Origin of the sequence: Bacillus sp. EE-W1, assembly GCF_009760835.1 — a bacterium.
GTDB lineage: Bacteria > Bacillota > Bacilli > Bacillales > Bacillaceae_G > Bacillus_A > Bacillus_A wiedmannii.
The window spans coordinates 323,642-348,800 of sequence record NZ_WIPE01000074.1 but is presented as its reverse complement, the minus strand read 5'-3'; the positions used below and the strand labels follow the sequence as shown (position 1 = coordinate 348,800).

At 34.7% G+C, this 25,159-nt stretch carries 31 protein-coding genes, 2 pseudogenes and 2 riboswitches; of the genes and pseudogenes, 20 read left to right on the top strand and 13 right to left on the bottom strand.

The features are described 5' to 3' along the window. Positions 1–45 precede the first annotated feature (45 nt). Entirely contained in the window at positions 46–663 is a 618-nt protein-coding gene (locus tag GFJ36_RS21010) for a nitroreductase family protein (RefSeq protein WP_000180385.1), read from the bottom strand. A gap of 330 nt (positions 664–993) precedes the next feature. Here GFJ36_RS21010 and GFJ36_RS21005 point away from each other — a divergent pair. From GFJ36_RS21005 to GFJ36_RS20990, 4 genes and pseudogenes are all read left to right on the top strand, one after another. Continuing rightward, positions 994–2,288 (top strand): annotated as a pseudogene (locus GFJ36_RS21005) (GGDEF domain-containing protein). 90 nt (positions 2,289–2,378) lie between these two features. Further along, complete coding sequence (locus GFJ36_RS21000) at positions 2,379–3,515, top strand: serine hydrolase domain-containing protein (RefSeq protein WP_141542696.1); 1,137 nt, start codon at positions 2,379–2,381, stop codon at positions 3,513–3,515. Positions 3,516–3,519: 4 nt separating this feature from the next. Further along, positions 3,520–4,398, top strand: coding sequence for an NAD(P)-dependent oxidoreductase (locus GFJ36_RS20995; protein ID WP_088064338.1), 879 nt, complete (start codon positions 3,520–3,522; stop codon positions 4,396–4,398). A 5-nt stretch (positions 4,399–4,403) separates the two neighbouring features. Then, positions 4,404–4,736 (top strand): DUF3909 family protein, encoded by a 333-nt coding sequence (locus GFJ36_RS20990; protein ID WP_087985115.1) that lies wholly within the window; start codon positions 4,404–4,406, stop codon positions 4,734–4,736. A 51-nt stretch (positions 4,737–4,787) separates the two neighbouring features. Here the strand turns inward: GFJ36_RS20990 and GFJ36_RS20985 are convergent, their stop codons facing one another. From GFJ36_RS20985 to GFJ36_RS20960, 6 genes are all read right to left on the bottom strand, one after another. Beyond that, positions 4,788–5,063: a hypothetical protein gene (locus GFJ36_RS20985; RefSeq protein WP_000054671.1), complete on the bottom strand. Its 276-nt coding sequence runs from the start codon at positions 5,061–5,063 to the stop codon at positions 4,788–4,790. A 309-nt stretch (positions 5,064–5,372) separates the two neighbouring features. Next, positions 5,373–5,885 (bottom strand): 1,2-dihydroxy-3-keto-5-methylthiopentene dioxygenase, encoded by a 513-nt coding sequence (locus tag GFJ36_RS20980; protein ID WP_000057324.1) that lies wholly within the window; start codon positions 5,883–5,885, stop codon positions 5,373–5,375. Beyond that, positions 5,863–6,501 (bottom strand): methylthioribulose 1-phosphate dehydratase, encoded by a 639-nt coding sequence (locus tag GFJ36_RS20975; protein WP_000811328.1) that lies wholly within the window; start codon positions 6,499–6,501, stop codon positions 5,863–5,865. Before GFJ36_RS20975 ends, GFJ36_RS20980 begins: the two co-directional genes overlap by 23 nt. Further along, entirely contained in the window at positions 6,498–7,157 is a 660-nt protein-coding gene (locus GFJ36_RS20970; protein WP_000027484.1) for a 2-hydroxy-3-keto-5-methylthiopentenyl-1-phosphate phosphatase, read from the bottom strand. The genes GFJ36_RS20975 and GFJ36_RS20970 overlap by 4 nt, the downstream gene beginning before the upstream one ends. Continuing rightward, positions 7,154–8,398, bottom strand: coding sequence for a 2,3-diketo-5-methylthiopentyl-1-phosphate enolase (gene mtnW / locus GFJ36_RS20965; RefSeq protein WP_087985114.1), 1,245 nt, complete (start codon positions 8,396–8,398; stop codon positions 7,154–7,156). The genes GFJ36_RS20970 and mtnW overlap by 4 nt, the downstream gene beginning before the upstream one ends. Before the next feature lie 64 nt (positions 8,399–8,462). Further along, a riboswitch (SAM riboswitch) is annotated at positions 8,463–8,568 on the bottom strand. 64 nt (positions 8,569–8,632) lie between these two features. After that, positions 8,633–9,811, bottom strand: a complete 1,179-nt coding sequence (locus GFJ36_RS20960) for a pyridoxal phosphate-dependent aminotransferase (RefSeq protein ID WP_087985113.1) — start codon at positions 9,809–9,811, stop codon at positions 8,633–8,635. Positions 9,812–9,825: 14 nt separating this feature from the next. Between GFJ36_RS20960 and GFJ36_RS20955 the strand changes: the two genes are divergently transcribed. From GFJ36_RS20955 to GFJ36_RS20940, 4 genes are all read left to right on the top strand, one after another. After that, positions 9,826–10,689, top strand: coding sequence for a carbon-nitrogen family hydrolase (locus tag GFJ36_RS20955; protein ID WP_141542705.1), 864 nt, complete (start codon positions 9,826–9,828; stop codon positions 10,687–10,689). A 71-nt stretch (positions 10,690–10,760) separates the two neighbouring features. Further along, positions 10,761–10,903: riboswitch (SAM riboswitch) on the top strand. Positions 10,904–10,993: 90 nt separating this feature from the next. Continuing rightward, on the top strand, positions 10,994–12,175 hold the full coding sequence (gene mtnK, locus GFJ36_RS20950) for an S-methyl-5-thioribose kinase (protein ID WP_097889643.1): 1,182 nt from the start codon (positions 10,994–10,996) through the stop codon (positions 12,173–12,175). Next, positions 12,172–13,233 (top strand): S-methyl-5-thioribose-1-phosphate isomerase, encoded by a 1,062-nt coding sequence (gene mtnA / locus GFJ36_RS20945; protein WP_097889644.1) that lies wholly within the window; start codon positions 12,172–12,174, stop codon positions 13,231–13,233. Before mtnK ends, mtnA begins: the two co-directional genes overlap by 4 nt. A 69-nt stretch (positions 13,234–13,302) precedes the next feature. Continuing rightward, complete coding sequence (locus GFJ36_RS20940; protein ID WP_000393345.1) at positions 13,303–13,440, top strand: YvrJ family protein; 138 nt, start codon at positions 13,303–13,305, stop codon at positions 13,438–13,440. A gap of 94 nt (positions 13,441–13,534) precedes the next feature. Here the strand turns inward: GFJ36_RS20940 and GFJ36_RS20935 are convergent, their stop codons facing one another. Continuing rightward, on the bottom strand, positions 13,535–14,311 hold the full coding sequence (locus GFJ36_RS20935) for a 3-hydroxybutyrate dehydrogenase (RefSeq protein WP_000258444.1): 777 nt from the start codon (positions 14,309–14,311) through the stop codon (positions 13,535–13,537). Between the two features lie 195 nt (positions 14,312–14,506). On the opposite strand from GFJ36_RS20935, the gene GFJ36_RS20930 reads away from it, so the two are divergent. The 4 genes and pseudogenes from GFJ36_RS20930 to GFJ36_RS30140 form a co-directional block, all read left to right on the top strand. Next, complete coding sequence (locus tag GFJ36_RS20930; RefSeq protein ID WP_088608096.1) at positions 14,507–14,851, top strand: PadR family transcriptional regulator; 345 nt, start codon at positions 14,507–14,509, stop codon at positions 14,849–14,851. Beyond that, on the top strand, positions 14,838–15,605 hold the full coding sequence (locus tag GFJ36_RS20925; protein WP_097907173.1) for a DUF1129 domain-containing protein: 768 nt from the start codon (positions 14,838–14,840) through the stop codon (positions 15,603–15,605). Before GFJ36_RS20930 ends, GFJ36_RS20925 begins: the two co-directional genes overlap by 14 nt. 13 nt (positions 15,606–15,618) lie before the next feature. Next, complete coding sequence (locus tag GFJ36_RS20920) at positions 15,619–16,380, top strand: DUF1129 domain-containing protein (RefSeq protein ID WP_088064332.1); 762 nt, start codon at positions 15,619–15,621, stop codon at positions 16,378–16,380. A gap of 10 nt (positions 16,381–16,390) precedes the next feature. Next, positions 16,391–16,527: pseudogene (locus GFJ36_RS30140) on the top strand (DNA-binding protein); the annotation flags it as partial. A gap of 15 nt (positions 16,528–16,542) precedes the next feature. On the opposite strand, the gene GFJ36_RS20915 reads toward GFJ36_RS30140, so the two are convergent. Next, the gene (locus GFJ36_RS20915; protein ID WP_087985107.1) at positions 16,543–17,160 is read right to left on the bottom strand and encodes a DUF955 domain-containing protein; all 618 of its coding nucleotides are present in this window, start codon (positions 17,158–17,160) and stop codon (positions 16,543–16,545) included. Between the two features lie 160 nt (positions 17,161–17,320). Here GFJ36_RS20915 and GFJ36_RS20910 point away from each other — a divergent pair, with 160 nt between their 5' ends. From GFJ36_RS20910 to GFJ36_RS20900, 3 genes are all read left to right on the top strand, one after another. Next, a complete protein-coding gene (locus GFJ36_RS20910) occupies positions 17,321–17,614 on the top strand; it encodes a DUF3928 family protein (RefSeq protein WP_000288327.1) in 294 nt (97 codons plus the stop codon). A 110-nt stretch (positions 17,615–17,724) separates the two neighbouring features. Next, complete coding sequence (locus GFJ36_RS20905; protein WP_000540530.1) at positions 17,725–18,174, top strand: NUDIX hydrolase; 450 nt, start codon at positions 17,725–17,727, stop codon at positions 18,172–18,174. Positions 18,175–18,313: 139 nt separating this feature from the next. Beyond that, the gene (locus GFJ36_RS20900; RefSeq protein ID WP_000552069.1) at positions 18,314–19,489 is read left to right on the top strand and encodes an acetyl-CoA C-acetyltransferase; all 1,176 of its coding nucleotides are present in this window, start codon (positions 18,314–18,316) and stop codon (positions 19,487–19,489) included. Positions 19,490–19,520: 31 nt separating this feature from the next. Here GFJ36_RS20900 and GFJ36_RS20895 read toward each other — a convergent pair whose 3' ends face one another. Both GFJ36_RS20895 and GFJ36_RS20890 read right to left on the bottom strand, forming a co-directional pair. Further along, complete coding sequence (locus tag GFJ36_RS20895; protein ID WP_000567976.1) at positions 19,521–20,246, bottom strand: AAA family ATPase; 726 nt, start codon at positions 20,244–20,246, stop codon at positions 19,521–19,523. A 10-nt stretch (positions 20,247–20,256) separates the two neighbouring features. Further along, positions 20,257–20,526 (bottom strand): hypothetical protein, encoded by a 270-nt coding sequence (locus tag GFJ36_RS20890; RefSeq protein ID WP_088064331.1) that lies wholly within the window; start codon positions 20,524–20,526, stop codon positions 20,257–20,259. 148 nt (positions 20,527–20,674) lie between these two features. On the opposite strand from GFJ36_RS20890, the gene GFJ36_RS20885 reads away from it, so the two are divergent. Beyond that, positions 20,675–21,403, top strand: coding sequence for a DUF4184 family protein (locus tag GFJ36_RS20885; protein WP_088064330.1), 729 nt, complete (start codon positions 20,675–20,677; stop codon positions 21,401–21,403). Between the two features lie 36 nt (positions 21,404–21,439). Then, positions 21,440–22,204, top strand: coding sequence for a CREC-EF hand family protein (locus GFJ36_RS20880; RefSeq protein ID WP_048546181.1), 765 nt, complete (start codon positions 21,440–21,442; stop codon positions 22,202–22,204). 46 nt (positions 22,205–22,250) lie between these two features. On the opposite strand, the gene GFJ36_RS20875 is transcribed toward GFJ36_RS20880, so the two are convergent. Beyond that, positions 22,251–22,682, bottom strand: coding sequence for a DUF3997 domain-containing protein (locus GFJ36_RS20875; RefSeq protein ID WP_000758773.1), 432 nt, complete (start codon positions 22,680–22,682; stop codon positions 22,251–22,253). A 131-nt stretch (positions 22,683–22,813) separates the two neighbouring features. On the opposite strand from GFJ36_RS20875, the gene GFJ36_RS20870 reads away from it, so the two are divergent. The 3 genes from GFJ36_RS20870 to GFJ36_RS20860 all read left to right on the top strand — a co-directional run bounded on the left by GFJ36_RS20870 (position 22,814) and on the right by GFJ36_RS20860 (position 24,123). Then, complete coding sequence (locus GFJ36_RS20870) at positions 22,814–23,269, top strand: RDD family protein (protein ID WP_000769076.1); 456 nt, start codon at positions 22,814–22,816, stop codon at positions 23,267–23,269. A 181-nt stretch (positions 23,270–23,450) separates the two neighbouring features. Continuing rightward, complete coding sequence (locus GFJ36_RS20865) at positions 23,451–23,549, top strand: hypothetical protein (RefSeq protein ID WP_000145657.1); 99 nt, start codon at positions 23,451–23,453, stop codon at positions 23,547–23,549. 64 nt (positions 23,550–23,613) lie between these two features. Next, entirely contained in the window at positions 23,614–24,123 is a 510-nt protein-coding gene (locus GFJ36_RS20860) for an SDR family NAD(P)-dependent oxidoreductase (RefSeq protein ID WP_000218424.1), read from the top strand. A gap of 66 nt (positions 24,124–24,189) precedes the next feature. Here the strand turns inward: GFJ36_RS20860 and GFJ36_RS20855 are convergent. Continuing rightward, positions 24,190–25,159 (bottom strand): ABC transporter ATP-binding protein (locus GFJ36_RS20855; protein ID WP_242016026.1); only part of this gene is annotated, 970 nt, incomplete at its 5' end.

The following is a 25,159-nucleotide window of genomic DNA, read 5'->3' as shown; positions in this document are numbered from 1 at the left end:
GCGGAGGATTAACTGTCCATAAAAACCGATTATATTTTCACTTTATTATTTTGCCCATTCACTCACTTGTTCTACGCTCATTCGTGGTGCAGGATGACCTTTTAAAGTTGATTCACCAATTGTAATAAGCATAATTGGTACGTAACGAGATGAAACATTGAATTCTTCTGTAAGTGCTTGTGGGTTGAAACCACCAATAGCACAAGTATCCCAGCCAGTTGCTTTAGCCGCAAGCATAAGTTGCATTGCTGCTAAAGATGCATTTGAAAAGGCTGCATCTCTTGGGAATTGCTCACGAGCATATGCAGACTCAATATTTTTAGCTAAGCGCTCTTTTGCTTCTTCTTTCATAAATCCTTGTTCTACAATTGGACCATAAACTGGTTCAACGTTTTTATAAGCTTCTAAATCACCTAAAATAGCGACTACAGCAGAAGCATCAAGTATTTGTTGCTGGTTATAAGCAATTGGATGCAATCGTTTCTGTACATCTTCACCTTGGAATACAAGGAATTTCCAGTGCTGCAAGTTCCAAGCAGAAGGTGCTTGAGCAGCTCCCTTTAAAATCTCGTGTAACTCTGTAGATGAAATTTCTTTCTCTGGGTTGAATGCACGTGTAGATGTGCGTTCGTATAGAACATTAAAAAAGTTGTCGTTTGTCATTATATATCCTCCAAGTAACATATCAAATTATAAAAAAATACATGTAATATATTCTACTTACATTTTGTAAGTTGTCGAATTTAAGAATATAATATCTTTATTTTAATTGTCAAGTTTTAAAGAGGAAGCTAGGGCATTCATACAAACGATACAATTCCTATAATCATACACTAGAAAAGGAATTTATAGAGAAAAAGCGAAGAGAGCATTCTCAATTAGCTTGTTAATATGTATCCCTCACTCATTAAAGTATTTAGAGAACAGTCTTTTTATAAAATGTTTGTGAGGAATGCAGTAGAACAAGATATATGAAGTGAGTGAAGACTAGTGATGAACATACTACATTTTTTATTAGAGAATACGGTTTTCCAAAATGTATTACAAGATCTTCAGTTAAATGTCCTTTATATAGAAAATGGATGTACACATCAACAAACGATAGAAAATATTCATCCAAAATGTATGTTTATAGCAAATAGTTTTGAAGAAGGAGAATTATTGTTTCAGAGAACAAAACCACATATTGTAATTATGTATGTAACAGATTTTTCTCAAATAAAATATATAAAGAATATGTATAATCCACAGAGTACATTTATTGTCATTTGGGATCAACAGATAACAAGCGAGTTTGCAGAGGTGCTTACGTTAGGAATACGTAATATTGTGATAGCTCCTGTGACTCCACAAATGGTGTTAGAGGAAGTGAATAAGAGTTTGTATCAGCTTTCTTTAGTGCGGCAAGTAAGTTTGCAACAAGAATTACTTCAAACGATGTTTGATTTTCAAAATGATCTATTATTTATAGTAGAAGACGATGAGATTGTTGATTGTAATACAAATTTTTTAGAGTTTTTCGGATATGAAAATTTATTTGCCTATCGTGAGCAACATTTAGTATTTGCTGAACATTTTATTAGAGAAAACGGATACTATTCAACAACTCACGATATAACATGGTTAGATGATACATTATCATATGATAGAAGAATTAAGATGTCCAATTATGAAGGGGAAGTGTCAACTTTTTTATTGCGCGCGACACCACTGCCAGAAGATTTATCAAGATTTATTGTGAAGTGTACAGAGATTACAGAATTAGATGAAATCTATCAAGAACAAGAAAGGCTTGCTATGATAGATTCGTTAACAGAGATTTATAATCGTTTGAAGTTCCAACAAATACTAGAGGCAGAATGGGATAATGCAATGCGTAACGATGAAAAAATAGCACTTATTTTATTTGACATAGATAATTTTAAAATAGTAAATGACACGTATGGCCATGATTTTGGTGACTTAGCATTAATTCAGCTTGCAGAGCTTATGAAATCTAAAGTGGAGCAGCAACATGTATTTGCAAGGTGGGGAGGAGAAGAATTTATTATATTAGTAACTAACACAGTAGAAAAAGAAGCATTTCAGGTTGCGGAATCATTACGATTTTTCATTGAAACAAAGCAGTTCTCCGGAATTTCGAAATTAACAGCGAGTTTTGGAGTTGCGTTATATGAACAAGGGATTACAAGAGAAGAATTAATGCAACGAGCGGATATTGCATTATATGAAGCGCGAAAAAAAATGGAAAAAATCAAGTGTGTGTATATAGAAAAGAAAAAATGTAATTTTTCGCAACAAATTGTTGCGATTTTTTTTTATTGTTTGATAATAGAATAGGGGGACAATTTTTAGCGAAGGAATTATGGAGGATTAATATGATAAAAAAAGTAATGGTCATGGCTTCACTGTCTGCTATAGTTGGCGGCGGAGTATACTATTTTCTTGTTAACCCCAATATAAAGGAAAACACTGTATTAACAACTAAAGTGAATCCTACTATTGAAACGGAAGTACAAGGGAATATAGAAGAAAAAGAAGAGCAACAAATTGATTATGTTAGCATATCTCAAAAATTAGATCAATATTTAGTCGGAAAGCAATTCAATGGAACAGTTTTGGTAACAGATAAAGAGCATGTTATATTGAATAAAGGATATGGGTATGCTGATGTTCAAAATAAAATAGAAAATACGCCTCACACAAAATATCGTATCGGTTCTATTACGAAAACAGTTGTTGCCACATCTATTTTACAGCTGCAAGAACAAGGGAAATTGAATATTCAAGATAATGTAAATAAATATATTCCTTCATTTCCGGAGAATAAAAATATTACGCTGTATCATTTATTAACGCATACCTCTGGTTTACCTGAACATGCAAAAGGCAATGTTAATGCTGCTTCCCGTTTACAGTTAATTAATTGGATTGGACGTCAAAATTTAGAATTTCCTGCAGGAACAGGTTGGAGATATACAGATTATAATTATATGGTGCTTGCTTATATAATAGAACATATATCGAAAAAACCTTTAGGAGATTACATAAAAGAAAACATATTTGTAAAAGCAGATATGTATGAATCTGGTATGGGAAATATGGTACCTGGAGATAAAAATTTTACAAAGGGTTATGTGAAAAAAAATCAAGAGCTTGTACCAGCGCAGAAGTTAGGCATGGATTGGCTATATGGTTGTGGTGAGATGTATACGACAGTTGGAGATATGAAGAAATTAGACGAAGCAATTATAAATGGAAAACTTCTTTCTGAACAAAGTATACAAGCAATGTTTTCACCTTCAGCAGAACGGAAATATGCATTTAGTTTTTATATATATCCAGATTATTTTCATAATCATGGTGTATTATCTGGTTGGAACACTTTCAATAATTTTAATAAAGAAAAAGGAACTTTTGTTATGTTATTTTCAAATGTGAAAAATAGTATGGATGATGACTTTAATAAAGAGTTCCGAAAGATGGTAAATGATTTATTAGAACAAAGGGGATGAGAAAATGGAACATAAAACTTTATCAATAGGTTTCATTGGTATTGGCGTAATGGGAAAAAGTATGGTTTATCACTTAATGCAAGATGGTCATAAAGTATATGTATATAATAGAACGAAAGCAAAAACAGATTCTTTAGTGCAAGATGGTGCACATTGGTGTGATACACCGAAAGAGTTAGTGAAGCAAGTTGATGTTGTAATGACGATGGTTGGGTATCCACATGATGTAGAAGAAGTATACTTTGGGATAGATGGAATTTTGGAGAATGCAAATGAAGGCACGATAGCAATTGATTTCACGACATCTACACCAACATTGGCAAAACGTATTAACGAAACCGGTAAAAGTAAGAATGTATATACGTTAGATGCGCCTGTATCTGGAGGAGACGTTGGTGCGAAAGAAGCAAGGCTCGCAATTATGGTCGGTGGCGAAAAAGAAATATATGAAAAATGTTTACCGTTATTTGAAAAACTAGGGACAAATATTCAGTTGCAAGGACCAGCTGGAAGTGGACAACATACAAAAATGTGCAATCAAATTGCGATTGCTTCTAACATGATTGGAGTATGTGAAGCTGTTGCTTATGCGAAAAAAGCTGGACTAGACCCAGATAAAGTATTAGAGAGTATTTCAACGGGAGCAGCAGGTAGCTGGTCATTGAGTAACTTAGCTCCCCGAATGTTAAAGGGAGATTTTGAACCAGGGTTTTATGTAAAGCATTTTATGAAAGATATGAAGATAGCTTTAGATGAGGCTGAAAAATTGCAATTGCCAGTGCCAGGTTTAAGTTTGGCGAAGGAATTGTATGAGGAGTTAATGAAAGATGGGGAAGAGAATAGCGGAACACAAGTTTTATACAAAAAATACATAAGGGGGTAAATGAGATGGATCTTCAAAAATTTGATGAGATGATTGATACTGTTCAGCGAACAACTTGTATACAAATTAGTGCAAAACAAAAAGAAGCTTTTAAACAAAAATATGATTTTGAGCCGGAATTCGAATATGGAAGAGATGAGAAGGGGCATTATGTTATTCGAGCTTCAAAAAAGATGTTAGAAGAAATGGATTTTTATTTGGCATTGAAATATGATCGAGATGGGGTTGATCTTTATATGCAAGCAGAGATTGACGGTATATGTCACGTATCTGTTAGCTATAGTGAAGATGTCCTACATTTACAAGAATTGTTTCAATTTCTAGAAGAAAATAAATAAAAGTCCTCATTTGAGGACTTTTATTTATTTAGGTATATTTAATTTTTATAATTATAAGCTAGAAGCTCGGCGGCATCGTTCAATTGGGAATGGAATAACTTGCGCGATGTGATTAGGACCAAATTGTTTTGCACGAGCATGGCGTACTATATAAAATGCACACAGAATTGAAACAGGAATAGCGCCGAATAAACCGAAAAATAAAGCGCTTACACAAGATGCGACAAAACCTAAAACACCAACTTCTAACTCTTCCATAATAGCTCCTAGAATAACAGGAAGTGCTCCACACGTAACCCCTAGTATAAGTGCGATAAGTAAACTCATGATTATCCCCCTCTGTTTGCGATATTCTTTTCCTTTTTATTTAATAGTAGTATACCATACGTAAAACAGAATTTTCAGAAAAAATTCAAAAAAAGTTCAATAAATGTTCAAAAAGTGTTCAGAAATACACTTAAAAAATAGAAGGGGGAGGTTGTTTTTTTGAACGAAAGGAATCGTATGGTTAGGTACATAAAAAATCAGGCTTATTTCATTTTTTGAAATAAGCCTGTTCCATAGGAGGATGTATATATGTAGAGTGAATAAAAGGTTGGAAAAGGGGATCCAAGTCCTTTTATTCAACTAACTACCTTAATAAATTGGAACCCAGCCTTCAGTTGTAACAAAAATACGAATAGCTACAACTTGACGATCATCTTGCAAGGTAAAATAGTGTCTTGCATTTTCTGGAACAGATATGAGATCGCCTGGCTCAAGTTCAACGTCAAAGAATTTGCCATCTTTTCCTTCAATGGCAAAGATGCCATGTCCACTAACAATAAAGCGAACTTCATCATCGGTATGATGGTGTTCTTTTTGGAAATTAATTAATAATTCGTCAAGGTTAGGTGTGCTATTTGAAAGTGAAATTACATCATGTGCTTTATAACCTCGGCGCGCTGAAACATCAGCGATTTCTTTTGAAAACACAGCTAATATTTCAGCCTTGTTTTCATCTGTTAACGAATAATTTTCATTTAAATAAGTAGGAAGTTTAGAGATGTTCCATTTCTCATATAAAACGCCTTCCTCTTGTAGAAATTTAGATACTTCTACTTCATTTTCTATGCGAGTATTTACTTCATGAATACGAATTTGCGCCATTAGAAACGCCTCCTTGAATTGATAATAGTTTTATATGAAATTGGAATAAAAACTCATAAGCTTCTAATCTTTTCTTTGCATCAAAGCTATCTCGGCCCCATACGGTAATACCGTGGTTACGAATTAATACTGCTCCCGAATCTCCTTGTATGTGCTTTCGGAAGTTTTCTCCAAGCGTTGGGATATGGGCATGGTTTTCGATAATAGGAATGTGAATTGTTGCACCTTCTTCCCAAATATCGAGAGCTTTAATAATTTCTTGATTTTGAAGGGTGACTGCATCACTATATAAATTTGTGATGACATTATTATCAGTTGTATGAACATGAAGTACGCACCCAGCATTCGTATTGTTATAAATATGTGTATGCAATATTGTTTCTGCTGAAGGGCGTAATTCAGTCTCTAATACGGGAACCCCTAGATGATCTACTAATAGAAAATCATCTGGAGTAGTTTTTGTTTTATCTTTACCACTTGCTGTAATAAGAAAAGTAAGTGGCTCATGACTAACCTTTATAGAAATATTACCACTCGTTGCTGGAAACCAATTTCGTGTTGTTAATTCTTTTTTTATCTCGCTTAAGTCATACCATTGACGAAAAAGTTGTTTCATGATTTCACCTCCAACAAATGTTTTAATTGGGTTTGAACATCGTGAAATGTTTCAAACGGTGTATAAGCAATATAATTCTCTTCACACTTTGTAATAAGGAAGTCGCGAGCGAATACTTTATCTGCTTGTTTCGCAGCTTGTAAATCAGTAATTGAATCTCCAATCACAATATGGAAGTCATTCGTATCACTTAATTTACGGATTAAAGATGATTTGCATAATCCGCAATGATTTTGACAATGATGATCACAAGGATGAGGCCACTTAACTGTAATGAATTCACTTGAAAAGTCTGTTTCATTACAGTAAATTTGCTCTTTTGGAATGATTCCTTGTAAGAGTGGATAGACGAAGAAATCCATTCCACCTGATATAACGTAAAAAGAAATGTTATTTTCATTTACAAATTGTATAAATTCATGAAAACCACTACGGATTTCAGCAGTTTTTATTAAAAATTGAATCATATCATCGTGTAGACTAGTAGGTATTAATTGAAATAATTGAGAAACACCTTCTTGAATAGACAGCTCTTGTGATAAAATTCTATTCTTTACTTCTTCGGCTTCTGGTGGTGCGAATTTTTCCATAATGGACATAATGTTATCATTATTTGTAATCGTGCCATCGAAATCACAAAATACTTGAATACTCATAATTTCACCCCATGAGAGGGATTTCCCCATATTTGTAGTGCACTATGCAAATTTATGTCATCTACTTCATGGAGTGGTGTATTTTGCAAAGTAGCATTAATTGCAGTACGGAAAGCTTTACCGCCCCCTTGCGCCCCACTTGGATGTCCATGTATCCCGCCGCCAGCATTAATAACAACATCTTTACCGAAATCTCGTACAATAAAGGGAACGAAACCAGGGTGAATACCAGCAGACGGAACAGAAAAACTCTTCTTGAAAAATGCATCGTCTTCAGTTAAATGTTTTGAGATGGCAAGAGCCTCCTCTTTTTCTAGTGCAACACTTCCGTATGGAGATGGGAATAATGAAAAGTCAGCCCCAGCATAACGTAGTAGCTTTCCTAGTAATAATGGAGAGGAAACTCCATATAACTTGGATGATGAATAAGCACCACTTACAGCAGGGTGTGCCATAATAGGAACTGGGATTTCATCATCTTCTGCAAGTGATTGTAGTACATCTAGTCCGTAAGCAAATACATTAAATAATAGAATATCTGCCCCAGCTTGCACTGCGCGTTTCGCATTTTCTTTTAAATCAAAAGTTCGTCCTGTTAAATTTACGGCATATAACGTTTTATGTCCGTATGTTTCATATACGGATTGTAAAACTTCTTTTCCAGATACAATGCGTTTCGTAAGTGGTGTTAATGTATTCTCAAATAATATTTCATCATCTTTTACTATATCTACACCACCAATTGCTTGATCGCGTAATTGTGTTTTTAAATACCCAATATTTCGTCCAATCATTCCTTTAAAAATACTCATTAAAAGGGGACGCTCATGCACTTGTAAAAGATTTCGAATACCATCTATCCCGAATTTTGGACCAGGGAAATATTGTTTTAACTCGTCTGAAAATGTTAAGTCGATTAATTTCACTTCACCATCAAGTGATAGCTTTCCGAATGTAGTTGTTAAAATTGCTGGTAAGTCCGGACTGAAGTTTAATAACGGATATTCGATTTTAATAATCCCGCGTTTAACTTTTTTACGTAAATACGAATTGGTATGTTCTTGTTCAGCTAGTTCCTCAACATGAATGACGTTGCCTTTATGCTGTTTTAATTGTTCTTGCAATAAGTGTGGCAAATGAGTCCAAGAGCCAATTGTTAAACCGAGTGCAATTTGCTCGGCTTTTTTTTCTAAGTTATGTGAATCATCATGGATTAAATACGTTGCTATAATTCCGCTCATTGTTAAAACCTCCTAGTTAAATAAAAAAACCTCTCAGCTAAGGAGAGGTTTTTTTACAACCAGCTCCTTATCTGTCAGCATAATGCTGCGAGAATTAGCACCGTGTCTACAATTGTAGATCGGTTGCCGGGTTTCGTCGGGCTCGTCCCTCCACCTGCTCTTGATAAGAAGTATTTAGAAATGTTTAAATTTTTAAGATAACTGAATTTTGTCAGATATTTTTCATGTTGTCAATTACTTTTTGAAAAAATTTAATTTATCAATTCGATTAATGGCTTCTCTTAATCTATCTTCTGTATGCAAGAGACCAACACGGACATACCCTTCGCCATGTTCACCAAATCCAACACCAGGAGCAACTGCAACGTGTGCTTTTTCTAGTAAAATATTAGAAAATTGCTCAGATGTATATCCTTTCGGAACAGGAAGCCATGCAAAGAATGAGCCTGTTGGAATGTCTACATTCCAACCAATTGAGTGACAAGCTGAAACAAGAGCGTTTCTTCGAGATTCGTAACTATTTACAAGGTCTATTACGCAAGACTGTGAACTTAATAGTGCTTCGCGGGCAGCATCTTGAACTGCACCAAAAATACTAACATACATATGATCTTGTAATAAGTTAATTGTCTCAATCACACTTTCATTCCCCACAGCAAAAGCGATGCGCCATCCAGCCATATTGAAAGTTTTCGATAGAGTGTAAATTTCAATACCTGTATTTTTAGCACCGTCTGCTTGCAAGAAACTAACAGGTTTTTGACCATCGAATCCAATAGCACCGTAAGCAAAATCATGAACGACTAATATATTATGTTCATTAGCAAAATGAATGGTTTCATCAAAGAAACCTTTTGATGCAGTAGCACCGGTAGGATTATTTGGATAGTTTAAAAACATTAACTTTGCACGCTTAGCGGTAGCGGCATCAATTTTTGTATAATCTGGTAAAAAATTATTTTCTGCAATAAGCGGCATTGTTTCAAATTGTGCTTTTGCTAAAGCAACTCCTGATAAATAATCTGGATAGCCTGGATCTGGAACGAGAATAGTATCACCAGGGTTTGTAAAACAAAGTGGTAATTCTACTAATCCAGCTTTTCCACCAAACAAAATAGCAACTTCTGTTTTTGGATTTACTACTACATCATATTCGCGTTGATAGAATGTTGCCACGGCTTCTTTTAAACTTTCGTGTCCGCGAAATGGTGGGTATTTATGATGAATGGTCTTTTCAGCAGCATCTTGTAAAGCTTTTACGATATGCTGCGGTGTTGGTTGATCTGGATTACCTTGACCTAGATTAATAACATCGTGACCATCTGCAACGACTTTGTTAACTTTTGCAACAAGTGAAGCAAAAAATTGTGTAGGCAATGATGTTACTATCTCAGAAGGTTGAAATAATTTCATACTTTCCACCTCTTTTGAAAGTTGTTACAATTCTAGTGACAAATGATATAATCTTTCCAGTATTTTGTAAAGAAAAAATTAAGAATGGGGCTGACAAAATGAAAGTCGCATGTATTCAAATGGATATTGTCTTTGGAGATGTAGAAAAAAATATTGAGAATGCTAAAAATAAAATAAGCGAAGCGATGAAGGAAAGACCAGATGTGATTGTCTTACCAGAACTATGGACAACGGGATATGATTTAACGAGGCTTACTGAAATTGCAGATAGGGATGGATTGCAAACGAAAGAAAAGCTGAAAGAATGGTCGAAGCAATATGGTGTACATATTGTCGGTGGGTCTATAGCGAAGCAAACAGAACAAGGTGTTACAAATACAATGTATGTGGTAAACAAGGAAGGAGAACTAGTCAATGAATATAGTAAAGTGCACTTATTTCAGCTTATGGATGAACATAAATATTTAATCGCTGGAAATAGTACAGGTGAATTTAGGCTAGATGATGTAGAGTGCGCCGGCACAATTTGTTATGATATTCGTTTTCCAGAGTGGATGCGCGTTCATACTGCGAAAGGTGCAAAAGTTTTATTTGTTGTAGCAGAATGGCCATTGGTTCGTTTAGCGCATTGGCGTTTGTTATTGCAAGCAAGAGCAGTTGAAAATCAGTGTTATGTTGTTGCATGTAATAGGGCAGGAAAGGATCCGAATAATGAGTTTGCCGGTCATTCTTTAATTGTCGATCCTTGGGGCGAAGTTGTTGTAGAAGCGAATGAAGAAGAATCAATTTTATTGGGAGAGCTTCATTTTGAGAAAATTAAAGAAGTACGCAAAGGAATTCCAGTTTTTGCAGATCGTCGTCCAGAATTATACAAATAAAATGTTGACAAGTGATTTTTATTCTTGGTATAGTCTTCAACATAAAGTTAAAAATTCAAAAAATTATACAACTCTTATCAAGAGCAGGTGGAGGGATTTGGCCCGATGAAGCCCAGCAACCGACCGTAATACCATTGTGAAATGGGGCGTTTATTTACGCCAAAAGGCACGGTGCTAATTCCAGCAGAAAGTAAATCTTTCTGGCAGATAAGAGGGGAGAAGATAAACTTCAAACCTCTTTCTTTGTGGAAAGAGGTTTTTCTACGTCAGAAAAACCTCTGAATTAAAAAAGGGGGAGAAGACGATGGGATATTATTCATTAACTGAAACGACAGCTATACAATATGCGAAAGAACACGGTTATTTTGAAAAGAAAGCAAATGTAGTTTGTCATGAAATTGGAGATGGAAATTTAAATTACGTGTTCAAATTAGATGATGGAGAGAAGTCTATTATAATAAAACAAGCACTGCCATATGCGAAAGTAGTTGGTGAGAGCTGGCCACTGTCTATAAAAAGAGCGACGATTGAAAGTAAAGCATTACAAATTTTTGCGAAGTATGTGCCGGAATATGTGCCGGTAGTGTACAGTCATGATGAAGAGTTAGCAGTAACAGTCATAGAAGACTTATCAAGGCTAACAATTGCAAGAAAAGGATTAATAGATGGAGAGGAGTACCCGCTTTTATCCCAACATATTGGTCGCTTTCTAGCACATGTGTTGTTTTATACTTCAGATTTCGGTTTACAATCAGAAGAGAAAAGGGTACTAGAAGGTGCATTTGTAAACCCAGATCTTAGTAAAATCACGGAAGATTTAGTGTTTACAGATCCGTTTAGTCATTATAATACGAATGATTATGAACCAGAGTTACAACTAGCGGTGGATGAACTATGGAGTGACAAAAATTTAAAATTAAAAGTAGCACAGTATAAATATAAATTTTTAACGAGAAAAGAAGCGCTTATTCATGGTGATTTACATACTGGTAGTATTTTTTCATCCCCTGCTGAAACGAAAGTAATTGATCCAGAATTTGCAACATATGGTCCATGTGGATTTGATCTTGGCCAATTTATTGCAAATTTATTATTAAATGCACTATCCCGTGAAGAGGAAAAAAGAAGTGTGCTATTTTTCCATATTGAGAAAACATGGAGTTATTTTGTAGAAGCTTTTACGAAGTTATGGATTGGAGAAGGTGTAGAAGCATATACGAAAGAGAAACAATGGTTGCCAATTATTTTGCAAAATATTTTTACAGATGCCGTTGGATTTGCCGGATGTGAGCTTATCCGTAGAACAATTGGCTTAGCGCATGTAGCTGATTTAGATGGAATAGCAAATAAAGAAACGAGAATTCAAGCTAAGAAACAAGCGTTATCCTTAGGTAAAGAACTAATAAAATATGAATCTAAGAGTGCTGATATTCAACTGTTCCGAACATTATTTCAACAGACAGTTTCTGGAGGGATAAAAGCATGAGTACAATTGTTACTGTTCCGAGATCTGTCAGTTGGAAAGGTGATGCCATTGCAGTATTAAATCAAACAAAGTTGCCGCATAGTACAGAATACAAAACATTAACGACGATTGAAGAGGTATGGAAAAGTATTGTCATGCTAGAAGTACGAGGAGCACCTGCAATTGGAATTGTAGCTGCATTTGGCTTGGCACTTGCATCAAAAAAATATAATACTGTACATATGGAAGAATTTCAAAAGAAGTTTAATAGAGATTGTAATTATTTAGGAACGTCACGCCCAACAGCAGTCAATTTATTTTGGGCAATCGATCATATGAGAGAATCAATTCGAGAAATTACTACAATAAAAGAAGCACAAAAAAAATTAGAAGAAGAAGCGCTTCTCATTCAGCAAGAAGATGAAGCAGTATGCCGGAGTATTGGAGAACATGCATTAACATGTTTTAAAGATGGTGATCACATTTTAACAATTTGTAACGCTGGAAGCATTGCAACTGCTAGATATGGTACTGCATTAGCACCGTTTTATATTGGGAAAGAAAAAGGTGTACGTTTACATGCGTATGCGTGTGAAACGAGACCGGTTTTACAAGGCGGGCGTTTAACGACCTGGGAATTAAAACAGGCAAATATTGATGTAACACTTATTACCGATAATACGGCAGCTCATGCTATTCAAACGAAAGAAATAAACGCGATTATTGTAGGAGCGGACCGAATTGTCGCAAATGGAGATACAGCAAATAAAATCGGAACAATGAATTTAGCTATATTAGCAAATTATTTCGATATTCCATTTTACGTTGCAGCTCCGTTATCTACGTTTGATATTACGAAACAAACAGGTACAGAAATTGTTATTGAAGAAAGAGATGAAACCGAAGTTACGAAAATTTTTGGAAAACAAGTGGCGCCAATTGGAACTGATGTTTATAATCCTGCATTTGACGTAACACCGAATGAATTAATTACAGGTATTATTACTGAAAAAGGCATCATATACGGAGATTATAAACGGGAAATTGCATCATTATTTGAAAGACAAGCTAATACATAATAGCTTGTTTTTTTTTATGCCTAAATGTTTTCTTTTCTCTTATTTATATAATGGAAGGAGGCGGAAAAGATGGAAGAGTGGATCAGGATGGTAGGTAATGTAGGGTTTCCGATTGTTGTAACATTATATTTACTCCATCGTATTGAAAGTAAATTAGATGGGGTAATTGTTGCAATCGAGAAACTCCCTAAACAATTACTAAAGTAGGAAGGTCCTCGCGATAGAAAGTAAAATAAAGTTTGCTCTTCGTGAGCAAACTTTATTTTTTACCCCGCATTAATGGGCAGTAAAAGCCTTCACTTTATTGAGCAGTATAACCACCATCGATAACAACGGCTTGTCCAGTTATACCTCTTGCTTTTTCACTCGCTAAAAACATAGCATAATCAGAGATTTCTTGTACTTGCAATAAGCGTTTTTGTGGTACAAGTGGATAAATAACATCTTCTAAAACATTTTCAAGTGGTACATTTCGTGTAGTAGCTAAATCTTGTAGTTGATTACGTACAAGTGGGGTATCGACATAACCAGGACAAAGCGCATTAACGGTAATTCCGTGAGTAGCGCCTTCTAAAGCGGCAACTTTTGTTAATCCGATTACGCCATGCTTCGCGCTATTGTAGGCGGATTTTCCTGCAAATCCAACGAGGCCATTAATGGAGGCTACATTAATAATTCGGCCATACTTTTGTTTTTTCATGATTGGGAAGGCATGCTTAATTGCGATAAAAGGAGCGATTTGCATAATTTTAATAAGTAGTTCAAACTTTTCAGTTGGAAAATCTTCAATTGGTGAAACGTGCTGCATTCCTGCGTTGTTAATTAATATATGTAATGAACCGAAATGAGTAACGGTTTGAGAAATTGCAGCGGTAATTTCTTCTTCAGATGTAACATCACATTTTAAACCGATAGCTTGATAGCCTTCTTTTTGTAATTGTTCAGCAGCTTCTTTTGCACGTTCTTCAAGACGATCGGTAATGACAACTTTTGCACCTTCTTTTGCGAAAGCGTTCCCCATTTCATAACCAATACCGCTTGCAGCACCTGTTAAAAAGACAACTCGATTTGTAACCATGGTGAAAAACATCCCTTCGTAATAAAGTTCTCATATTGCTCTATTTAGAGAGTAGATAATAAAAATCCTGCAAAGATTTGGAAAAATATTGTTAGCTATCTTGTTTTGCAAAATAGCCTCTGCTATACTATTTTGTAAAGCAAGATACTTACGCTTATCTATCTTGTAAAACAAGATAGTGGGAGGATTTGAATTATGTCGACAAGTCAAATGCTGAAAGGGATTTTAGAAGGATGCTTACTTGCTATTATTTCTGAAGGTGAAATATACGGTTATGAAATGAGTGAAAAGCTAGCGAAGTATGGCTTTACTATGGCGAGTGAGGGAAGTATTTATCCGCTATTAATACGAATGCAAAAGGAAGGATTAATAACAAGTGTAATGAAGGAATCTCCATCTGGTCCAAAGCGGAAATATTATACATTAACAGAAAAAGGCGAGGAAGCACTTAATGAATTTATGGATCGCTGGGAAACGATGCAAAGTAGTGTAGAGCGTCTACTTGAGGGGAAGGGGAGAAAAAATAATGTTATCAAGTGAAGCACGAAAGTTTTTATTAGATATGAGATTATTTTTAGTAGCAAAGGGTGTGAAAGAAAGCGATATTGAAAATTTTATAGAAGATGCAGAACTTCATTTAATCGAGGGTGAGAGTGATGGGAAAAGTGTAGAAGATATTTTCGGAAGCTCACCGAAAGAATATGCAAATGAACTTGTAAAAGTAATGGAAAGAGATAGACAGGAAACGTGGAGACAAATTGGTTTTACAGTAATGAATATCGTATCGTTTTGGATTATTGCTTCTATCCTAATAGTGAATAACGGAGTATTACAGATCTCACTTATTCAGTGCGTTGGGTATAGTTTGTCATTGATTTTAGTTGTTATAGGTCCTAATTTTTTACTTCGCAAAATGACCTTCGTAACAAGCTTTACAAAAACGTGGTTTTCTATGTGGTTTTTAGTTATGGTAGCGCCAATGTTTTTAATGGGGGCTGTTACGATATTAGATGTAATCTATCCTACCAAAACGTTTACATTCACCCAAACGCAAAGTTATATATTAGCTGGAGCTATTTTTATGATCACAGTAGCGATAAATATATATTTTGAAGGATGGTTTAAAAACTTATATTTAATTATTCCATTTTCGATTATGTTACTGTTTAAAACATTTACATCAGAAGATCTCGTGCCAATGTTATTTCAAGTTATATGTTTATACGGAAGTTTGTTTATTTTAATTTTCCTTGAAATTATGATGAAGACGAATAGAAGAGAAACGGTTAAATAAGGGAGGGGTTATCATGCAGATTTCTAAAGAAGGAGAAAAGTTTTTAATCGATACGAAAGTGTATTTAATAACAAAAGGAATGAAAGAAGAAGATGTGGACGCTTTTATAGAAGATGCAGAGCTTCATTTAATAGAAGGTGAGAAAGAGGGAAAGACGGTAACGGATATATTTGGTGATTCACCAAAAGAGTATGCGGAAGAATTGGCGAAAGAGATGGAGAAGGATAAAGGTGGGAGTATAAAGAGTATTCTTGCGATGATAATTGGTATTGGCGGGTATTGGATATTAACTCATATTTTATTTAATAATCCAAATCAGCAATTTACACTAACGAATATACAGTTAATTGGCTATCCTATCGTCTTAATCATTACGATTATTGGAACCATTGTTGCGTTTAGAATGTCTTCTTTTAAAAATAAATTTGTAGAGTTCGGAATTATTTACATAATAGTAATGGTTCCCATTTTATTATTAGTATTATTGATGTTTGTTGATAAATGGTACGGTACACCTATTTTGCAATTATCGACAATGCAAACATATATATTAGCAGCAAGTATCTTTTTATTACTTTTCGTTGGAGAAGTGTATGTCCTTGGTTGGATGGGTGTTTTGGTGCTAATTGTTCCTTTAGCGATTATGTTTATATTTAAAGGATTAGAAGAAAAAAATGTATTTTGGGGAATTGCAAAGATATTACTTATGTATGGAAGTATATATGGGTTAATGAGATGGTCTTTAAAAATTGAAGAGAGAAAAAGTGTAAACTAGTATTTCAAAAAAGTGGCTGCTCTGGATATACAAAAAATTATTTCCAAAGAAATACTATATTTTGATTTTTAGAGGGATTCGTTTTAGGTGTATAGTGTATCCTTTGCAGCCGGTATATCGTTTATTAATTGGAATAAATTGTTTTAAACAGTAACATGACAGTTACTGTTTTTTTCTTTGTAATAAAGAACTTTGTAAAGAGAGTGCTTTTTGTTCGTTTGTTAATAAGGATTGAATATGGACGTTTTCAGGACGAGGTACGATAGGGTACATAAGATTTGTTGGAGAAGGATGGTGCTCCGAGCCAGTTGGGGAATGAGGATCTGCGTGAGTAAGTTTTCCATGAACACGTCTTGTAAATAAAATATGACCGACTTCGTGAGCGAGCGTATATATATTTTTCATGGGAGCAGCCGAATTTGTTAAAACGATATAACCAGTAAGTTGCTGTTGTTTGGCTAAAGAGTACGCGCAGGCAATTACGGCTGTTTCTTTGAAATAATCACTGCCAATATAACAAATGTAAAGGTCGCATTCAGGAGCTTCATTTACACATGTTTGGAAAAAGGATGCTAATTTTTCCTGACTTTGAATAGAATTTTTATAACTAATTTCACGGTCAGAAAAACGAAAAAGTTCATTTAAAATAATTACGTCTTTAATTTGAAATGTAATGGGGTGCCAAATTGATTCTGCAACTGCTAAATCTTTTGCAATACGGTCATCAGAAATATCGGCGCCTGGAGTAATGCAAATACATATATTGACGTATGGATCCATAAGGAACACCTCAACTGAAAAAATTCTTTCTATAATATATGTTGGGAAAAGACCCTATGTATGGATAAAAGCCTTGTTTATTACAAGTCGAAAAAATTTCATAGTTCTATAACATGGTGTGGTCATCTTTTTGATATAGTAAAGAAAAGGGGGAGAATATATGTATACATTAAAAATCGTTTCAGACAGAGAAGCACTTTATCAATTTGCGAGTTATGTAAGAGTTGTACAAGGGGTTGAAGATGTATATGTAGAGGTGGGAGAACCTTTATATGAACATCCATTAATGAAGTTTTATGTACATATTAAGCTGGAGGAAACATATGAGCAACATAAAGCGTTACAAGAAATAGCAAGATTAGTAGAATTAGGGCGTTTTACATATGTTCATTATCGTAATGATGAAATTGAAGAAGCTTTTGAAGCTGTAAAATATGAAAGTTTTAAGAAATAAAAATGGAAAAAAGGAAGCGAAAGCTTCCTTTTTTTTCTTGGAAATTACATCAACAAAAGGAGAAGAATTTTGTTATGATAAGGGAGGGTGAGGAAAGGAGAATTTACATAATGGGGTATATTGAAGAGTTACGCAAAGTTGTTGGGACAAGACCACTTATTCTCGTTGGATCAGCAATAATTATACTAAATGATAATCAGGAAGTATTGCTTCAATATCGTTCAGATACATATGATTGGGGTGTACCTGGCGGCGCGATGGAACTAGGAGAAACGACGGAAGAAACTGCTCGCCGAGAATTATTCGAGGAGACGGGATTAACTGCAAAAATAATGCAATTTCTAGGTGTCTTATCAGGAAAGGAAGTATATTTCCGTTATCCTAATGGGGATGAAATTTTTAATGTTATTCATCTGTATCAGGGGCATCATGTGAGTGGAGAATTAAGGCTTGATCATGAGGGATTGAAGCTTCAATATTTTCCGGTAGATAAGTTACCAAAATTGAATGAAACGACAGAGAAAATTTTACAAAAATTTTTATATGCATTAACAGAATAGAAGGTTAATTCCTTCTATTTTTATTATATTAAATATTTTGATTTTTTAGTATGTTTATAGTATGATAGATGCAGACATACATCTTATGGAATTTCACCTAAAAACTGACTAGGGTACATAAGAGAGGGGCAAGTGCAAAATGCATAATGTTGTTATTACAGCTGCAGTTCGTTCGCCAATTGGAACTTTTGGAGGAGCGCTAAAAAATGTAACGCCAGTAGAATTAGCGGTTCCTGTACTTCAGGAAGCTGTAAAACGAGGCGGGGTAGAACCACACGAAGTTGATGAAGTAATTTTAGGTCATTGTATTCAAAGAACTGATGAAGCAAATACTGCAAGAACAGCTGCATTAGCGGCAGGATTTCCTGACACAGTTACGGGTTATACAATCCAACGCCAATGTTCTTCAGGTATGCAAGCAATTATGTCAGCTGCAATGCAAATTCAATTAGGTGTAAGTGATGTTGTTATTGCAGGTGGAGTAGAAGCAATGAGTTCAAGCCCTTATGCATTAAAACAGCACCGCTGGGGACAACGTCTACAGCACGGAGAAATTCGTGATACGGTGTGGGAAGTACTAGAAGATCCGATTCATCATATTATGATGGGTGAAACGGCTGAAAATTTAGTTGACCAATATGAAATTACAAGAGAGGAACAAGATGAAGTTGCGCTTCGTAGTCATACATTGGCACTGCAAGCCATCGAGTCTGGATATTTTGACGAGCAAATTGTTCCTATTACGATAAAAGAACGTAGAAAAGAAATAGTATTTTCGAAGGATGAACATCCACGTGCAGATATTACAGCGGAAAAATTAGCAGGATTAAAACCAGCTTTCCGTAAAGATGGATCTGTAACGGCAGGGAATGCATCTGGCCTTAATGATGGAAGTGCGGTTCTAGTATTAATGAGCGAAGAAAAAGCGAAAGAAAAAGGCTTACAACCGTTAGCTAGAATTGTTGGATATTCAGTAGCTGGAGTAGATCCGAAAATTATGGGTATTGGACCAGCACCAGCAATTCGTAAAGGGTTAGAAAAAGTAGATTGGTCATTAGAAGATGCTGATTTACTGGAAATTAATGAAGCTTTCGCGGCTCAATACCTAGCTGTAGAGAAAGAATTAGGTTTAGACCGTGAAAAAGTGAATGTAAACGGTAGCGGTGTAGGACTTGGACATCCAATCGGTTGTACAGGAGCTCGTATTACTGTAAGTTTAATTCATGAATTGAAGAGACGCGGTTTAGAAAAAGGAATTGCTTCTCTATGCGTCGGTGGCGGTATTGGGGTAGCATTATTTATAGAAGCACTATAAAAAAGAAGCAGCAATCGCTGCTTCTTTTTTATTAAGAATCAAATAAATGATGAAATAATCGATCACGATTTTCAAAGAAAAGTTTTGTCGTTTGGTAATGCTCGGTTTCTTCTAATGTGGATTCATGAATCCCTTCTTGTGTTAAAGAATATATAGTGGATTCAGGATAAGCCATTAAAATAGGAGAGTGCGTCGCGATAACAAATTGTGAACCTTGTTCCGCTAGTTCGTGCATTCGAATAAGCATGGAAAGTTGCCTCATTGGTGATAGAGCAGCCTCAGGCTCATCTAAAATGTATAAACCTTGTCCTGAAAAACGGTTCATAAATAAGGAAAAGAATGATTCACCATGGGATTGTTCGTGAAGTGAAACACCGCCATAAGATTTTATAGCGTCTATCTCATCAATATAAGAAGCAACGTTATAAAATGATTCAGCACGAAGAAAGAAACCGTCGTTTGGTGTATTGAAACTTTTAGAAATTCGAAGGTATTCATGTAAAGATGAATGTGAATCGTTTGTGCTAAAGCGGAAATTCTTCGTTCCACCTTCTGCATTAAATCCTAAAGCGATTGCAATTGCTTCGAGTAATGTTGATTTTCCCGTTCCGTTTTCTCCAATAATGAATGTTACATTTGGATGGAAGGCAAGTGATTGTAAAGTTCGGATAGCGGGTAGACAGTAAGGATATGCGGAAAAACTAGGGATATTTTCTTTTTTTAATGTGACATTTTTTAAAAAGGGTACGTCAATCAATATATAAACCTCAATTCATAACGGATTTTGATTCTAAAAAAGCAGCAAATACAAGGGTAAGACAGCTTGCAAATAGTATTGTATATTGAAGTGCGCCAAAGCCAAGACCTTCCCAGCCTAAAGTCATTCTCTTCCATATGAAAATAAAAAAAACGCTTATAAAACCAACGAGAGCAGGCATATATTTTATAATTTTTAAGTGCTTCCACAGAAAAAAGCCGATGTATGTAAGTACAAAGAAGATAAGCAGAATGAGAAAAAAGGCAAGTGTTAATGACACGTGAACCTCTCCTTATTTTCTGAATATTTCATGTGGATTATAACATGTAAACTATCATATTCCAATGTGAAAATAAATATTGCATCAAGATCAATTCTCTCGTTATGATAGATGGTATTCTATTGAAGATATGAAAAGGAGTTAAAACATGCCGTTTACATTTGCGCATCCAGCAGCAGTTCTTCCTTTTGTGAAAAAGCGTTCTCAATATATTTCAGTAACGGCTCTTATATTAGGCAGTATGGCGCCTGATTTTGAATATTTTTTACACTTTAGACCGTATGGTGTTATTGGGCATACATGGCTTGGATTCTTATATTTAAATTTACCACTTGTATTTCTGTTAGCATATATGTATCATTACATTTTAAAAAAGCCGTTTATAACACATTTACCTAAACCATTTGCTGGCTATTTTGCATATGCAGTAGATGAGAGGTGGGGGCTTCATACATGGAAGGATTTCTTTGTATTTTGCTATTCTGCTTTATTTGGTATGCTCACGCATGTCGTTTGGGATGCATTTACTCATAATACAGGCTATTTTGTTACGAAGATACCATTGTTACAAAGAGGATTACATAGTATCCCGGTGTATAAATATATGCAACACGGGAGTACATGTGTTGGTTTCTTATTACTATTATACGTACTATGGAAGTATAAAGATGAAACAGGGAAAGATTTTATGATAGCTTCAGAAAAAAGGAAGTATTGGGTTTCGGCAATCATTTTCGCAGCTCTAGTATTTATCGTTCACGCATTAGTAGATCCCTATTTTCATATTTTCCAAATAGGGGGTATAATAGTATCTGGACTGACAAGTTCCTTTTGTGGAATTCTCATTGTTTCTATAGTCTACAAAGCAAAGGACTAATTTATATTAATGAATGATAGTGTTAGGAGAAATTATATGATGAAAGCATGGAAAAATATTTTTGTTTTATGTAGTTTTCTTCTTATGTTAAGTGGTTGCTTCCATCAAGAAGAAAAGAAAGTTGAACCGAAGAAGAAAGAATCTATTCCTGAAACAAAAGAATATGGTGGGCGTGAGCTGAAAAAAGTAGGACAAAAAGTGAAAGAAACAGGGTGGGGTACTTTTAAGTTAGAACAGATTCAATCTGTAAATCAAACATTTGAAGTAGCACCAATGAAAATTCACATACAAGATGTAAAAGTAATCTCTTTATCGCAGATGAGTAAAGATGCAAAAAATGCATTAAAAGTATTTACGGCATTAACTCCTGAAGAAGTAAAGCGTAGATTAGGAGATAAAGTAAGTCAAGAAGATGCGGAGTTATATGCATCGATAAGTGGTACAGAGATTAGTGATACGATTCGTTACGTTGAAATTACATATAAGGTGGAAAATAGCGGGAATAAAAATATGCAATTTTTCTCTATGAATGATGTTACGATTAATGATAAGCAACATTTTAAAGTAGCAACTCAAAACTTTTTATATGATGAAGATACGCTCGTTGGTACAAAAAATGTATCAAGGGAAGACTATAAGCCTGGTGAAACAAGAGATGGTATTATCGGCTTAATACTTGATGATGGAAAAGAAAAGGTAAAGGATATTAAGTTTACAACAGATAATGTAGTCGCAGCAGATACAGAAACGCAAGATGTTGTAAAAGAGGCACAAACTTTTAATATCTCACTTTCTGAGTAGGGGATTTTTAAAAACATAAAAGAAAAAACAGTCAGCGTTAAAAATATTATGCTGACTGTTTTTTCTTTTCTTTTATGTATGAATCTACATTTTGAAAAGGTACCTTAATTTTAAATGCATCTTTTTGTTCATTAAATTGCTTTTCATTATAAGGACCAAAACGTTTATTATGCTTTACGTCAATAATCCAATAATGCTCACTTTTTTTATTTGCAATTGCTCCGTCAGGGTTATTCGGATCTGACTTTTCCTCAATTTGTTTTGCAATAATGTATTTATCATCCCAAGCTATGTCTGTAATTTTTGCAGGAATGTATTGTGTGGCATATACAGCATCTTGCGATGGGAAAAGTTCAAATGCATTCCCAGAAGTACGTATGAGTTCGTATTCATCGTTAATCGTATAAGTTATATGATTTGTATTTCCAGCACAACCGGCTAATAGGAATGCGACGAATAGGATTATCCATTTTTTCAATATGGGAACCTCCTTTACAATGCTGTTGTAAAACATTGTACAAGAAAAGTAAGAGAAACGCTAGTTTACAATGTTTTTTAGAAGTGGTACGATGAGACGGGTAAAGAAGGATATGAAGGAGTCGACATAAAATGAAGTTAAAGATGCATCGTCCAGCGCTTGTAATGAATCGCATAGGTGCTTCCCTAATTGACATGTTTTTAATCTCGGTTATGTATGGTGCAGTAGTAGCTATTATGACCGGAAATTATAGTGCTATTTTTAATCGCTTTAATATTAGTTTTGGTGATTATAGATATGATCTCGCAGTAGTTTTTATATTAATGGCGATATATTTTATTTTGGTACCCTTTATTTGGAACGGTGTTACACTTGGTAAAAAGGTAACGAGAATAAAATTAATTTCATTGAAGAGTGAAAAGTTAACATTACAAACATTAATTATAAGATTTTTTGTATTGTTATTACCGAACATATTGCTACTTGGAATTCCGATATTATGTAACGTATATATGATGTTATTCCGCAAAGATAATTGTGGTTTTCAAGATTTAATTACAAAAACAAAAGTGATAAGTCTTGTATAATAAAACAGAGACCTTTTTATACATAAAATAAGAAGGTCTTTTTTAATTATATAAATATATTTTAAAGGATATATAATAAGAAAAAGTTAATCCATATCATTTTTGATTTCAATAGATTGAAAATTAAGAAAATGTTATAATGATTAAAATAATATCATTATATAATAAGGGGGAAATTGAAATGACTGGGGGTAGCGTAATCTTTTGGGGGATTTTAATTTTCATCGGTTTAGTTTTCGATCAGCGTAATAGTAAGAAAAAAGAAGGAGTAAAAAAGTAATCGCTTACAAATTAATAAGCAACTTTTCTTGCTTGCAGACTAATCTCATAAAGGAGTATACTGAATGACGGTAAGACTTATAGAAGGGGTAATGAAAATGAAGCTTGCAGGAAAAGTTGCTATCGTAACTGGCGGTGGCATCGGTATTGGACGTAATACAGCTCTTTTGTTGGCTAAACAAGGCGCAAAAGTAATTGTGACGGACATTGATCAAGAAAGTGGACAAGCAACAGTGGAGGAAATTACGAATCTAGGCGGAGAAGCACTTTTTGTATCCTATGATATGGGAAAGCAAGGAGATTGGCAACGCGTTATCAGTATTACTTTGAATGCATTTAGTCGCATTGATATGCTTTTTCAAAATGCTGGTTTATATAAAATAGATTCTATTTTTTCTCGCCAACAAGAGAACGATTCCAATGTACTTTGTATTAATGACGTTTGGATAGAGATAAAACAATTAACGTCATCTTTTATGAAACAGCAAGAAGAAGTGGTGCTGAGTGACTTACCGATTTTCGGTATTATTGGCACGAAAGGACAATCATTTCATACAGTAGAAGCCCTCGTATAATAATGAAAACCGCCCTCAAAGTATGTGGACGGTTTTTTTGTATGTTATACAGAGGAAAATTATTTTTTAACGAATACGTTGTTCAGTTTGACTATCAAAGAAATGCGCTTTATTCATATCAAATGCTAGTTTAATTTGATCTCCAGGTGAAAATGTATGTCTTGCATCAACACGTGCTGCAAAATCTTGATCTCCAAGTTTCATATATAAAATAGATTCAGCACCTAGTAACTCAGCAACTTCGATTTTTGTTGTGAAGGCAGTAGATTGTGAAGCTTCTAAAAATAATAGTTCATCATGAATGTCTTCAGGACGAATACCTAAAACAATTTCCTTATTTACATAGCCTTGTTCACGTAACATCTTCATTTTTCCTTCAGTTACTTTGACTTTTAATGAATTATCTATAACGAAATCGGTTTCAGTCAATTTACCACGGAAGAAATTCATTGCTGGAGAGCCAATAAATCCACCAACGAAAATATTTTCAGGTGTTTCATATACTTCTTTTGGAGTTCCGATTTGTTGAATCTTTCCGTCTTTCATAACAACGAGACGTGAAGCCATTGTCATTGCTTCTGTTTGATCATGTGTTACGTAAATTGTTGTCGTTCCAAGACGGTGATGTAATTTAGAAATTTCTGAGCGCATTGCAACACGTAATTTAGCGTCTAAGTTGGATAAAGGCTCATCCATTAAGAATACTTTCGCGTCTCGAACAATCGCTCTCCCTAACGCAACACGTTGACGTTGTCCACCAGATAACGCTTTCGGTTTTCTATCTAAATATTGTTCCAGTCCTAAAATTTTTGCTGCATCTTTCACACGACGATCGATTTCATCTTTTGGTATTTTTCTAAGTTTTAATCCAAATGCCATATTATCATACACGCTCATATGTGGATATAAAGCATAGTTTTGGAAGACCATTGCGATATCGCGATCTTTTGGAGGGACATCATTCATTAGCTTACCATCAATTGAAAACTCTCCTTTTGAAATATCTTCAAGTCCAGCGACCATTCGTAATGTTGTA